Annotated in this window: 10 protein-coding genes; 8 read left to right on the top strand and 2 right to left on the bottom strand. The window is 39.3% G+C overall.

The features are described 5' to 3' along the window. Positions 1–91 precede the first annotated feature (91 nt). Entirely contained in the window at positions 92–1963 is a 1872-nt protein-coding gene (locus tag WN50_RS22455; RefSeq protein WP_046279539.1) for a sensor histidine kinase, read from the top strand. Next, positions 1941–3047, top strand: coding sequence for a hybrid sensor histidine kinase/response regulator (locus tag WN50_RS22450; RefSeq protein ID WP_046279540.1), 1107 nt, complete (start codon positions 1941–1943; stop codon positions 3045–3047). The genes WN50_RS22455 and WN50_RS22450 overlap by 23 nt, the downstream gene beginning before the upstream one ends. A 76-nt stretch (positions 3048–3123) precedes the next feature. Here WN50_RS22450 and WN50_RS22445 read toward each other — a convergent pair whose 3' ends face one another. Then, on the bottom strand, positions 3124–4011 hold the full coding sequence (locus WN50_RS22445; RefSeq protein WP_046279541.1) for a fructosamine kinase family protein: 888 nt from the start codon (positions 4009–4011) through the stop codon (positions 3124–3126). A gap of 85 nt (positions 4012–4096) precedes the next feature. Beyond that, on the bottom strand, positions 4097–5497 hold the full coding sequence (locus WN50_RS22440) for a DUF2079 domain-containing protein (RefSeq protein ID WP_046279542.1): 1401 nt from the start codon (positions 5495–5497) through the stop codon (positions 4097–4099). 192 nt (positions 5498–5689) lie between these two features. On the opposite strand from WN50_RS22440, the gene WN50_RS22435 reads away from it, so the two are divergent. The 6 genes from WN50_RS22435 to pcrA all read left to right on the top strand — a co-directional run bounded on the left by WN50_RS22435 (position 5690) and on the right by pcrA (position 14172). After that, on the top strand, positions 5690–7603 hold the full coding sequence (locus WN50_RS22435) for an ArnT family glycosyltransferase (RefSeq protein WP_082172525.1): 1914 nt from the start codon (positions 5690–5692) through the stop codon (positions 7601–7603). Between the two features lie 23 nt (positions 7604–7626). Then, on the top strand, positions 7627–8289 hold the full coding sequence (locus WN50_RS22430) for a DUF47 domain-containing protein (RefSeq protein WP_046279543.1): 663 nt from the start codon (positions 7627–7629) through the stop codon (positions 8287–8289). Between the two features lie 110 nt (positions 8290–8399). Continuing rightward, on the top strand, positions 8400–9458 hold the full coding sequence (locus WN50_RS22425; RefSeq protein WP_046279544.1) for an inorganic phosphate transporter: 1059 nt from the start codon (positions 8400–8402) through the stop codon (positions 9456–9458). Positions 9459–9507: 49 nt separating this feature from the next. Further along, the gene (locus tag WN50_RS22420) at positions 9508–10467 is read left to right on the top strand and encodes an endonuclease/exonuclease/phosphatase family protein (RefSeq protein ID WP_160315334.1); all 960 of its coding nucleotides are present in this window, start codon (positions 9508–9510) and stop codon (positions 10465–10467) included. A gap of 265 nt (positions 10468–10732) precedes the next feature. Continuing rightward, the gene (locus tag WN50_RS22415) at positions 10733–11722 is read left to right on the top strand and encodes an NAD-dependent epimerase (RefSeq protein ID WP_046279546.1); all 990 of its coding nucleotides are present in this window, start codon (positions 10733–10735) and stop codon (positions 11720–11722) included. Positions 11723–11829: 107 nt separating this feature from the next. Then, entirely contained in the window at positions 11830–14172 is a 2343-nt protein-coding gene (pcrA, locus tag WN50_RS22410; RefSeq protein ID WP_046279547.1) for a DNA helicase PcrA, read from the top strand. The last annotated feature ends 108 nt before the right edge of the window (positions 14173–14280 follow it).

Raw genomic sequence — 14280 nt, 5'->3', positions numbered from 1 at the left:
TTGCATGGAGTAACCCTCGAGTGCAGTAGGATTGAGCCGGGATAATTCAATTAAAATAAACAAGCTTCACCTATCCTACAGAGGTCAACAGATGATTCGCAAATGGTTGATGTTGCTGCAACGACTGTCGCCGATTCGGGGAATATTGACATTCCTCAGAAATGCGAACGCCTACCCAGAAAATTATGGCAATTTAACTGCTCTTTCCTACGAAACCTGGCGCAATCGCTTTCTACGAGCCAGATTGAATTTAGCCTTTGGGTTGGTGTTGTGGGCCTACTTGACGAGCTTTGTGTTAAACCTAGCTCGATTTTTTTATGTGGGGGAGGCTTTTTTTGATAAGCAACTGATTATTCAATTGATTGGGCTATTTAGCTTATCTACGGGTATGGGAGTCCTACAAACTCACTGGGGGCGTCGTCATCTCGGCTTGATTTTTCTGGGGTTTTCTTGGTCTTTGGAGATGAACGAACAGATTATTGAGACGATTGTCGAGGTTCTCAAGCCAGGTTCGCCCCTGGTTAGCCCTGAACTCATGGGTTGGGGTTCGACATTTTTCACGCAAGCGACTCTCATTCCCGTTTGCTGGCCGCTGCACTTCTTATCACAGATGATTACGTTCGGGTATTATTTCGGGATTAATCGTATCTTTGGATTTGACACGATTCCTAACTATAATGAGCCATTGCGGTTGATTTTGATGTTATTTTGGATTTGTTTGATTTGTGATTTATCTGTCTATTTATATGAACGTCTACAACGGGCTGAGTTTAACGCTCGTCAGCAATTGGAAATCGCAGAAGCCAAATATCGAAGTATTTTTGAAAATGCTGTTGAGGGACTGTTTCAGTCTACTCCTGAAGGACGTTTCTTGGATGTTAATACTACCTTAGCTCGTATCTGTGGCTATCAGTCACCTCAAGAAATGATGGCTCAAATTACGGATATTGGAGGTCAAATGTATGTGGATAAACAACGTCGTGCAGAGTTTATTCGGTTAATGGAAGAACAGGAAAGTGTACTGGCGTTTGAATCTCAAGTTTATCATGCAGAGGGTTATGTAATTTGGATTTCCGAAAATGCCAGAGCCGTGCGAGATGAGGAAGGTAATATTATTGCCTATGAAGGAGATGTCGAAGAAATTACAGAACGCAAACGAGCGGAAGCTGAAATGCGTAAAGCCCTGCAAAAAGAGAAAGAACTGAATCTCTTGAAGTCTCGTTTTGTTTCGATGATTTCCCATGAGTTTCGCACACCCCTGACGACAATTATGGCAGCCACCGAGGCACTAGAATATTATGGTCATCGCTGGAGCGAAGAGAAAAAAAATAAATATTTTAATCGGATTCAAGTGACAATTCAGCACTTGACAGAACTGTTAAATGATGTTTTAATTATTGGTCAATCAGAAGCCCATAAACTTCCCTACAATCCGACGTTTACCGATTTAGATACTTTTTGCAAGAACTTACTGGAAGAAATTCAATTGACTGCTGATCGGAAGTGTAAGTTCACTTTAAAAATTCATGGTAAAAAAAATAGAATCAATCTAGAAAACACTCTCATAAAAAACTCTCAAATGTTTCCTTTAATTGATGAAAGATTATTACGACATATCTTTACAAATCTGATTTCAAATGCTATTAAATATTCTCCGAATGGAGGTCAAATTGATTGGAAAGTTTTTTATCAAAAAAAACAAGTTATTTTTATGATTAAAGATGAAGGAATTGGCATTCCTTTTGAAGATCAAAAACACTTATTTGAATCTTTTCATCGAGCCAGAAATGTAGGTACAATTCCAGGAACAGGTCTAGGATTAGCCATTGTTAAACGGTCTGTTGATCGATTAGGGGGAACCATTACTGTACATAGCGAAGTTGGAAAGGGTACAATATTCACAGTAACATTGCCATTGAGATTTAAGGAGCAAGAACTCGATGAAGCGGATTTTAGTGATTGAAGATGAATCAGATGTGCGGGAGATTATTCTTGATATTCTAGAAGCTGAAGAGTTTGAAGTCAGGGGTGCAGAAAATGGTAGAGACGGCGTTGAACTTGCTAAAGAATATTTGCCAGATTTGGTGATTTGTGATGTAATGATGCCGGAAATGGATGGATATGATGTTTTGAAAACATTACGTCAAAATAAAAACACCTCGACGATTCCTTTCATCTTTTTGACGGCTAAAGCCACTCGCGAAAATCTCCGCTATGGGATGAATTTAGGGGCTGATGATTATTTAACTAAACCCTTTAGTCGCAAAGACTTACTAAACGCAATTTCTAGTCGAATTCAAAAGAAAGATGCGATTGATCAAAAAACACAAGAACATCTTGATGAACTCAGAAGTAGTCTGACACTTTCACTCCCCCATGAACTGCGGACTCCTTTAAATGGTATTCTGGGTTTATCTCAACTGTTGATAGAAGATTTTACCGAGATGGAAGCGGTGGAGGTACAACCGATGTTAGCTGATATTCATACTTCCGCCCAACGCTTGTATCGATTGATTTCTAATTTCCTTCTTTATGCTGATTTAGAACTGTTAGTTCACGACTCAGAACGTATGAAGTTTTGGCCAAAAGGTTCTGTTAAAGATCCGAACACATTGATTACAAAAGTCGCTGATGAAATGCTAGAATCTTTACCCGAACGCCAGTCAGATTTTAATTTAGAACTCGAAAATAATTGTGAAGTTAAACTTCCCGAAGAAATTTTCAAAAAAATTGTAGAAGAACTGCTGAATAATGCGTTTAAATTTTCCGAGGAGAGCCAAAAAGTCGGTCTTAAAAGTGAAGTATATTCTCAAACATATTCTCTCGAATTCATCAACCAAGGTAGGGGAATGACAAGCGATCAAATTGCCAAACTGGGAGCTTATAAACAATTTGATCGAGGTCGAGCAGAACATCAAGGGGCCGGATTGGGATTGGCAATTGTTAAACGTCTTTTAGATTTGCATGGCGGAGAATTAACCCTAGAAAGCATCCCTGATAAAATTACAACTGTGCGTATTATTTTACCGATTTCTAGTCCTGACTAGAATATTCGGTTTGATAACTGACTGAAAACAAGTGAGCTGAGAGTCAATTGATTTCCATTCGTGAAAAGTTTGTCAATTATTCGCGTAAAAGTTGCTGAATCATCCGATTTGCTTGTGAACCATAACTCCCACCAAATAAATTAAAATGATTGAGAATATGATAAAGATTGTAAAGGGTTTTGCGATTGGCGTAGCCCTCATCAAGCGGGAACAGTTCATCATATCCTCGATAAAAAGCAGGTGAAAAGCTACCAAACAATTCAGTCATTGCTAAATCAACTTCGCGATCGCCATAATAAGTTGCAGGATCAAAAATTACAGGTTCTCCGTCAGCCGTAACAGAGGCATTTCCGCCCCATAAATCTCCGTGTACCAAAGACGGTTTGGGTTGATGACCTGCTAACAATTCAGGAATTTTTTCAATTAAAACCTCAGCATTGTCAAAGTGACCTCCCCGCTTTTTCGCCAGTTTTAGCTGATAGCCAATTCGATGATTTGCCCAAAATTCCGCCCAATTTTCTGTCCAAGTATTAATTTGAGGTGTTGAACCAATGGTATTATTAATCTCCCAACCAAACTGATGCTTTCCTGGATAGTCATCGGCGGGCGTCCATTGGTGCATCATCGCTAACTTTTTTCCCATTTCTATCATCGCTTCTGTATGGCTGTGTCCCCCCATTTCCAACCATTCCATCACAATATAAGCTGAGTTTTCTTCTGTTCCCCAACAAAGGGGTTTAGGAACTCGAATTGTATGAGTTTCCCACATCTGTTTTATCCCTAAAGCTTCCGCTTCAAACATCGAAATTTGAGACGCTTGATTGAGTTTTACAAAATAGTTGCGAGAACCATCAGTGAGGTGATACCCTTGATTAATACAGCCTCCACCCACAGATAGAGTATCACTCGCCTGAAATTTTTCTCCTGTTACTTGGCTAATATGTTCAGAAACTTTTTCCCACATCATTTTTAATTCCTATTATTCTCAATCCTATCTTAGCACTTCTAGTTTTACAATCTTCTTAAGATAGATTTTCCGTAAATCAAAGCTAAATCTCATCTTCTTGATTTTCAAAAAGCATCACTTCAGATTTTTGATAGCGGAGTTGAAAGTTGGGTAATTTTTTGAGTTTCTCAACGAGAGTATCAACAAGTTCTCTAGAACTATCCCAGCCGGGATAACTCGCATTCAGTAAAATATATTTAAACTGATTTAAGTCAAATTGATCAGCTCTTTTTGTTGCTAACATTATTACAGAACGATGGGTTAAATGAGGCGCAATATGATCGGCTGTTAAAACACTCCCTTTTGTTTCTACTAATGCTACCGCTTCGTGAGAAGCTTGAACCGTATCAAAATGTCTGAGATATCTTGAAGCAAAATAGCCATACTTTGCCAAGGCAAAAAACGCAATTAATGACCATAAGACAATCTTTTTTGGATGACGGAACCATCCGCCTCCTGCGGCTAAAGTGGAAATAACAGCCACTAATAAAAAAGGTAAAATCGGAAGGGAATATTGTTGCGTTAAATTTTTTTGCTGAACACTATCACTCAGTAAATTTAAAACTAAAATCGGCACTGCACCCACTAAGGGCGTTAAATGTCGGGGAGAAAGTCCCCAAATAATCGGAACAGTCAGCAGGACTAAATATTCCAAATTAGCTAAGGTAAAAATTTGTTGGAAAACAATTCCCGGTTTCAGCAACAAATTAATCGCAATTTCCCCAACAGAATCTCCGAGAGAATCATAAAATTTAACACCTGCGGGTTCACCTCCACTGAATTGAGGAATGATCACCTGAGTTGCAATGAAAAACCACGTTAAACCCAAAAATAAAGCAATTAATCCACAAGTTCGCCGATTTTCAAACAATAGTAACCATAGCCCTAAAGCGGCGACAGTTAAAGATAAAACCGCTTTGCAGCTTAAGATGATCACCAGGGCGAAACTAAAGGCTAAAACTTGCTGTAAACGAGCGGCTAAAATCGCCCAGAGTAACGCAGGAAGTGCTATAACTTCGGGATGAAAATCAAACAAATTGAGATTAAAAACAAGCGGATAAAGTAAATAAACGGCAGCCATAGCCGTGGCTTGGGATTGTTTTAAATTCGCCTGAGTTGCTAAATAAAAAGTCGGTAAAGCACCCATCGCCAGGCTAACCGCTTGGACAAAAAATAACCAGTGAATATCGGGAAAAATCTTGTATAATATAGCCAAAGGATAAAGTATCCAAGCCCCATGATCACCCAAAATATGTAAACCTCGAAAAACCACAAAAGGTTCTTGCCCTTGACTAATTAGGTAAATCCCATTATCAAAAATGCCCAAATCAAAAGCATTCGATTGAAATAAGGCATGACGTAAACTGCTACAAATAAACAAGATGATGGTACTAACAATAACCATCACACCCACGAGATGAAGTTTAGAAATAAATTTGGTCATACTCGGTAGATTGATTAAACCTCTAGATACAGCTTCAAGGAAATGCTATCATTTTAGAGAGAAAATTTGCTCATTTAGGATTGCCAAAAGTGTCTCACTGTGAAAAAATAAAAAATTCTCCTGTCCTGATGGAACCTCGAACTGCTAAATTAGGGTCTGAGAGATTGAATATTTGGAAATGACGCACTGGGAATGACAACATTGAAGATAGCCAAACCCCTCAAACAATACTGGAAATCCTTTGATCAACATCCAAAAACAAGTTGGGGATTCTCAATTTTTGGGTTGTTGTTGATTTGTAGCATCGCGTTTCTGTGGAATTTGGGGAATACTGGGTTAGTTGATGAAACTGAACCCTTGTTTGCGGAAGCCGCCCGTCAAATGGTACTGACAGGAGATTGGATCACGCCCTATTTTAACGGTGAAACTCGCTTCGATAAACCCCCGTTGGTTTATTGGTTGATGGCGGTGGGTTATCAAGTTTTTGGTGTGAATGAATGGGCGGTGCGTTTTCCCTCCGCATTGGCGGCGATCGCTTTAACGGTGGGTTGTTTTTTAACCTTGCGATCATTCGGATTTTTTCCCTCAAATTTTCCAGTTGATTCTCGACAAAAAACACGCCAGTTGTGGTTATCTGCTTGGATCGGATCGGCGATCGCAGCTTTTAATCCTGAAACCCTGATTTGGGCGCGTCAAGGCGTCTCAGATATGCTGTTAAGTGGGTGCATGGGAACCGCTTTATTTTGCTTTTTTTGGGGCTATGTTGAGGAAGGAAAAAAAACAACCGAAAGCCCAGAAGGCTTTTCTCTTTCTCAGTTATTCCTAGACTTTTCTCTGCCTAATAAATGGTATTTATCCTTTTATATTTTCTTGGGATTAGCCGTCTTAGCAAAAGGGCCAGTTGGTCTTGTTTTACCCGGATTAATATTAACATCTTTTTGCCTTTATCTCGGTAATTTCAGAAACGTTTTACACGAAGTAAAGCCCCTTGTAGGCGGAATCATTTTCACAATAATTGCCCTGCCTTGGTATGTTTTAGTCATTCTCCGCAATGGTCAAACCTATATTGATTCTTTCTTTGGCTATCACAATATTCAACGATTTACGAACGTCGTTAATGGTCACGCCGCCCCTTGGTATTTTTACTTTCTTGTTGTTTTAATTGGCTTTATGCCTTGGTCGATTTATTTGCCCTTAGCTATCATTCGTTCTCACTTCTGGCAGCGTTCTTTTTGGCGTCAACAGCCTCGTGATCATCAGTTAGGTTTGTTTGGGTTATTCTGGTTTGTTTGTATTTTTATCTTTTTCTCTATTTCTGTTACAAAGCTTCCCAGTTATGTCTTACCAGCAATGCCAGCAGCATCTATTTTAATTGCCTTATTATTTAGTGAATCAATAATTGCCCAAAATGCAGAAATCCAGGAAATAAAAGCTTCAAAAAATAGAGGAATACTGTTCACGGGAGGATTCAATATTTTGTTCCTCGTTATTCTGGGAATTGCTTCTCTTTATAGTCCTCAATTCATCGGAAGTGATCCAGCGATCATTGACTTACCCGCAGTCGTTGAAAAATCGGGCTTACATTTACGAGGAGGAATAATCTGGATAGCCACTGCAATATTAATCGCATGGATACTGCGATATCCCAATCAATGGCGTTGGTTAATCGCTGCCAATTTAGCTGGATTTATGGCGTTTTTTATGCTTCTAGTTAATCCCGCAATTTTTCTGATTGATGAAGTTCGTCAACTCCCCTTAAGACAAATTTCTCAGCAGATTTCTCAAGTCGAAAAACCTCAAGAAGAAGTCTGGATGATCGGCTTTAGAAAACCCAGTGTTGTCTATTATTCAGAACGTCATGTTGTTTTTTATACGGTGCTTGACTTTTTCAAGGGATTAATGGAAGATCAGCCAATATACAATCTTTTTGATTCAATTCAAAATCGTCCCAATCCTTCAACAATTATGGTGATTAGTCGCCTCAAAGAACTTGAAAGACTGGGTTTACAGGATAAAGATTATCAAATTCTAGAAGAAAAAGGTCGTTATCTATTAATTAGAGTTGAAAAAAAGATGCTTTTAGATCGGGTCTTAAATTTACCTTAGATTTTTTAACAGAGGATCAAACAATGTCAGAAAAAATACCATCCTTCTTTGGCAAAACAAAATTTATTGAACAGCAGCTTGATGAATTTATGGATAAAGTATCTGAGGGAAGCTTATACTTTGAAATGGGTTTAACCTCCTATCTTGCCAAAGGTTTTGTTACTGAAAGCTGTGAAGAAAAAATGCAGCAAATTCAAAACGTTAAAGATCGCTGTAACGAATTACGGCGGGCAATTGAATCTGAACTCTACACAGAAATGTTAATTCCAGATTCCCGAGGTGATGTCTTAAGTTTACTCGAAAATCTTTACTATTTAATCGATGTATTTGGTGATATCTATCAAGATATTATCATCGAAAAATTAGAAGTTCCCACGGTTTACGAAAAAGACTTTAAAGATCTCACCCAAATGGTGGTTAAAAGTGTAGAAACGATTGTCATTGCAGCCCGTTCGTTTTTTAGAGATCCGCGCACAGTACGCGATCACATTTATAAAGTCAGAGTTTATGAATCTGAATCTGATAAAATTGCTTTACGCCTGAAGAAAAATATTTTTGATTCTCAATTGCCTTTGGAGCGAAAAATTCAACTGCGCGATAGTGTAAATGTGATTAATTCTCTGGCGGATGCGGCTGAAAATGCTAGCGATAAACTGGCAATTTATGCAATTAAACGAGTTTTATAATATTAGTAGGATTCATCAAATAGTTATTTCTTGAACAAAAGCCATAGGTTTGATGCACCTAAAGGTAACAAGTTTGATGGTATGATTTTTTGAGGTTAATTTTCAACTAAATGGACATCATCGCAACACTCATTTTTCTGTCGAGTGGCTTATTTTTGGGCTGGTCTTTGGGGGCAAATGATGCAGCTAATGTATTCGGTACAGCCGTCGGAAGTCGCATGGTTAGATTTAGTACCGCCGCTTTTATTTGTAGTATTTTTGTTATAATCGGAGCAGTGATTGGGGGTGCGGGTGCTGCGGAAGGCTTAGGCGAATTAGGTGCAATTAACACACTTCCTGGTGCATTTACAGCCGCCTTATCTGCCGCAATTACAGTGTTTTGGATGACTCAAATTGGCTTACCTGTCTCTACCAGTCAAGCCATTGTAGGTGCAATTATTGCTTGGAACTTGTTTAGCGGTTCAGCAACCGATATCAACGCATTAATCAAAATTATAGGGACTTGGGTTGCTTGTCCAATTTTAGGGGCAATTTTTGCGGCTATTCTCTATAAAATTGTGGTGGTTTTCATTAACGGAATTAAACCTCATTTACTTCAGCTAGACTTCTACACTCGTTTTTTCTTAATCTTAGCAGGTGCATTTGGTTCTTATGCACTTGGAGCGAATAATATTGGGAACGTCATGGGAGTATTTGTTCCTTCCTCTCCCTTTACAGATATTCGTCTAAATCAATTGACTTTTAGCTCAGTAGAACAGCTTTTTTTATTAGGAGGAATTGCCATAGCTGTGGGAGTCTATACTTACTCTAAAGGCGTAATGATGACAGTCGGAAATAATCTGATGCCCCTGTCTCCGGTGGCTGCATTTGTTGCTGTGACTGCTCATTCTCTCGTTTTATATGTATTTTCTTCGAGGCAGTTACAACAGTTTTTGGTGAATAATAATTTACCGACAATTCCGCTCATTCCTGTTTCTAGTTCTCAAGCGGTAGTCGGTGCAGTTATTGGTATTGGTTTACTACATGGAGTCAAAGGATATAGACAAATTAAATGGCAAGTTTTACGCAATATTGCATTGGGTTGGATAGCGACTCCCATTATTGCGGTTATCTTGGGTTTTGTGATGCTTTTTATTGTGGAAAACGTCTTCAATCAACAAGTTTATTAAAATGAGAAACAGAACTTTGAATTTCTTATTAAATAATCTCTGTTTTGGCATGAATATTATAGCAATTTTGGCGGCAATTGCAACTTTTCTGGGTTTTTTGGGTCGCCAATGGTGGGTTTTCCAACTCCTCGATCATTTGCGAGTTCAATTGAGTTTAATTTTACTGCTGGCTATTTTATTAAATGGGATTAAATATCGCTTTTGGAGTTTAGCTTTTAGTCTCCCCTTATTCCTGAACGTCCTGTTAATTTTGCCTTTGTTTATCCCACATTCTCAAAATATTAACGCTGTTCAAGGGAATAATACTGCTCAAAATTCCTTACAGTTACTTCATCTGAATCTTGACCGCAACAACACAAATTATACACCCACACTGCAATATTTAGACCAACAAAATGCCGATCTAATTTTTCTCCAAGAAGTGACACCCGCATGGTTAAATCAGATTGAATCTAATCTTACTCGTTATCGGGTTGTCGAGTCCCGTCCGCTAAAAAATTCTCATGGAGTTGCCTTTTTAGTCCCGACAAATTTACCCCCATCTCTGCAAATTAAAAACACAGAAATTCTTCATTTTCCCTCAAATTCCGAACGTCCGATGATTGCCACTCAGATACAAGGGAATCAAACCCTATCTATTCTCAGTTTACACGTTACTCGTCCTCGAAATAACGGCACTTCTAACTTTCAACAAACTGAACTAGATGCAGTAGCCGCTTGGAGTCAGCAACAACAAAATCAGGGAAATCAAGTAATTATAATAGGTGACTTTAATCTTACCCCTTGGTCAAGTCGATTTCGTCAGTTTTTACAAGCCGCTCATTTGAGAAATTCTCAACGAGGTTTTGGACTTCAACCCACTTGGTTAGCAGGTTTACCTCCTTTTATGATGATTGCAATTGATCACGCGGTGTACAGCGAGGATCTGATGACTTTAGACCGAAAAATAGGCCCTAAACTTGGCTCAGATCATTTACCGCTTTGGCTAGAAGTCACTCCCAGAGGTTAACTCAGTTGATTGAGGATAGGGCTTGAAAATTACCTAATACTTAACAATTTTGATAAAATATGCTATGACATTAATAGAACGGTTAAAATCATTGAAACGGGTTGCATTTGTCTAAGCTGTTCTTTGCCGTTACAATTAGTGCATAATCTTACAGAACAGCGACTTGCTAATCTGAAGCTCTAAAGCCGATTAGTAAATTGGGTCTATAGAATCAACGTTAACACCAAAAGAAGTCAAAACCTGAAGTTTAGAAGGGGAAAGTTTTGTGAAAATCTTAGTGACAGGCGCGGCTGGATTTATTGGATTTCATTTGTCTAAAAGGTTACTGCAACGAGGGGACACCGTTATCGGATTAGATAACCTCAATTCCTATTATGATGTTTCTTTGAAAAAAGATCGACTTGAGCAAATCAGTTCTTCAAAAGATTTCACCTTTTATCAATTAGACTTGGCCGATCGCGAACAAATAGAAAAGCTCTTTTCTGAACAAAAATTTGAAGTTGTTGTCAATCTAGCCGCTCAAGCCGGAGTTCGCTATTCTATCACGAACCCCCATGCTTATGCTGATAGCAACCTCACGGGTTTTATGAACATTCTCGAAGGTTGCCGTCATACAAACGTGGGTCATTTGGTTTTTGCATCTTCGAGTTCAGTCTATGGGGCAAACAAAAAAATACCCTTTGCGGTTGAAGATAACGTTGATTATCCCGTCAGTTTATATGCAGCCACAAAAAAAGCAAATGAATTAATGGCTCACAGCTACAGCCATCTCTATAATATGCCCTTAACAGGCTTACGTTTCTTTACCGTTTATGGGCCTTGGGGTCGTCCAGATATGGCAGTTTTTCTGTTTACAAAAGCCATTCTTGCAGGAGAACCTATCAAAGTCTTTAATTATGGTAAAATGCAACGAGATTTTACCTATATTGATGATTTAGTTGAAGGCATTGTCCGGGTAATAGATAACGTTCCTCAGCCCAATACAGAAGCTGAAAGCAACTCAAAAGCTCCTTACAAAATCTACAATATTGGCAATAATAAACCCGTTGAACTTTTGCGAATGATCGAAGTTTTAGAGAACTGTATTGGGAAACAAGCCGTCAAAGAAATGCTTCCGATGCAACCCGGAGACGTGCCGATCACTTATGCAAATGTTGATGCTTTAGTTCAAGACGTTGGCTTTAGTCCCGATACCCCAATTGAAGTCGGAATTGAACGATTTGTAGAGTGGTATCGGACTTATTACAACTGCTAATTCTAACTTGATAAGTTTCTCTGTTACTCCTCCCCTGATTAATTTTAGTCAGGGGAACCTTGAACATGGTAGCCTAAACTATAGCGGAAAATTTCCCTTTTGCAGCCATGACTCAGACCGTTGACTTCCTTAGCCATCTCAACCCCTGCCAACGCCAAGCCGTCGAACATTTTTGCGGTCCGATGCTCGTTGTGGCGGGAGCAGGTTCGGGTAAAACTCGGGCGTTAACCTATCGCATTGCCAACCTATTGCGAACCCATCACGTTCATCCCGAGAATATTTTGGCGGTGACATTTACCAACAAAGCCGCCCGAGAAATTAAAGAACGAGTCGAGACAATCTTTTCTGAACAACAGGCGCAAACTCAGTATCAAAAACCCTTTTCCGCCTTGACTCCCCCCGAACAAACGAAGTTGCGATCGCAAGTTTATCGCAGTATTACTAAACATCTGTGGATGGGAACTTTTCACAGTCTTTGTGCGCGAATTCTTCGCTACGATATCAACAAATATACCGACGAAAAAGGCAGACAGTGGCAACAAAACTTCTCGATTTTTGATGAATCCGATGCTCAAAGTTTAGTCAAGCAAATCGTCACCAAACAGCTTAACTTAGATGAGAAAAAGTTCGAGCCTCGAAAAGTTCGCTATCAAATTAGTAACGCCAAAAACTTAGGGCTTTCTCCCCTAGCTTATCAACGAGAAAATCCTGAATATAATGGTCGAGTCATTGCCGACGTTTACAGCATCTATCAAGATAATCTCGCCGCCAATAACGCCCTAGATTTTGATGATTTAATTCGAGTTCCCGTTGAACTATTCCAGCAAAACGAACAAGTTCTAGCCTATTGGCATCAAAAATTCAGCCATATATTAGTCGATGAATATCAAGATACCAACCGCACTCAATATGATTTCATTCGGCTATTAGTCACCAACGGCGAACATCCGAGAACCTTTAACAACTGGAAAAATCGTTCAATCTTTGTCGTCGGAGATGTCGATCAATCGATTTATTCTTTCCGCATGGCAGACTATACCATTCTGTTAGAATTTCAAGAGGATTTTGGGGACGGTTTAGCCGATGACGACACCCGCACCATGATTAAATTAGAAGAAAACTATCGCTCACGGGAAAATATTCTCGAAGTCGCCAATCAACTCATTCAAAATAATACCACCCGTATTGAAAAAGTATTGCGTCCGACACGCGGAGAAGGGCCGCCTATTTTCTGTTATCAAGCCGACGATGAAGCCGCAGAAGCCCGATTTATTGCCACTCAAATTAACAATTTAACCCAACAACATCCCGAATTAGGTTATGGTAGTTTTGCAATACTTTATCGCGTTAACGCTCAATCTCGTGCCTTAGAAGATGCTTTAATTAAAAGCAATATTCCCTATCGAGTTGTGGGCGGCTTAAAGTTTTATGATCGCAAAGAAATCAAAGACGCAATTTCATATTTACGAGTGATTGCCAATCCTGCTGATAGCATGAGTTTAATGCGAATTATCAATACACCCCGCAGAGGAATTGGTAAAACTACCATTGATAGCTTAGTCAATGCGGCGCAACAATTGGGCGTTCCCCTGTGGGAAATTGTCAGCGATCAAGACTCAGTAAATACCTTAGCTGGACGTTCAGCAAAAGCTGTTAATCAGTTTGCTCAAATGATATCATCTTGGCAAGAACGAATCGCATCCTACACGGTGCTTGATATTTTAGACGGTGTAATGCAGGAATCTGACTATATTCTAGATTTGACAAATCAAGGCACAGATGAAGCCGAAAGTCGCCTTGAAAATATTAAAGAATTGAGTAACGCCGTCGCACAATTTCAAGAAGATTCTGAAGATACAACCCTCGGCGGATTTTTAGCCAGTGCTTCTCTAGCGTCTGATTTAGATAATCTCCAGGAAGGGGAACAAGCCGTTTCTTTAATGACGCTTCATTCCGCCAAAGGCTTAGAATTTCCGATAGTATTTTTAGTGGGAATGGAACAAGGATTATTCCCCAATTTCCGCAGTTTAAATGATCCCTTAGCCCTCGAAGAAGAACGGCGACTTTGTTATGTGGGAATTACTCGCGCAAAAGAACAGTTATTCCTCTCACACGCCCGAGAACGTCGTCTCTGGGGATATTTAGAACCCTGCATTCCTTCGATGTTTTTGAAAGAATTACCCCCAGATCTCATCAAAGGTTATCTCCCGGTTACTCAACCTGCAAAATCAACTAAAAAGACTCAAAAAACTCCCGAAAAAAAGAATCAAACCCCCTCAAAAGTCGAAAGCTTTGCTGTTGGCGATCGCGTACTTCATCGATCTTTTGGAATTGGAGAAGTCACCCATATTTTTGGAAACAAAGGTAAAATATCCATCGCCGTTAAATTCACAACTTCCAGCCCGAAAATTCTTGATCCGCAGATTGTTCCTTTAGAAAAATTAGAGTAAAATTTGATGGGGATTTTCCCCCTAATAAAAGTTTATATGATCATGTCCGACTAATCAAGAATCATTCTGTAGGGGCGGGTTCTAAACCATCTCTGACACCTATTACTA

This window comes from Limnoraphis robusta CS-951 (assembly GCF_000972705.2).
The sequence above is the reverse complement of the archived record's forward strand: the minus strand, read 5'-3'. Positions and strand labels throughout refer to the sequence as shown.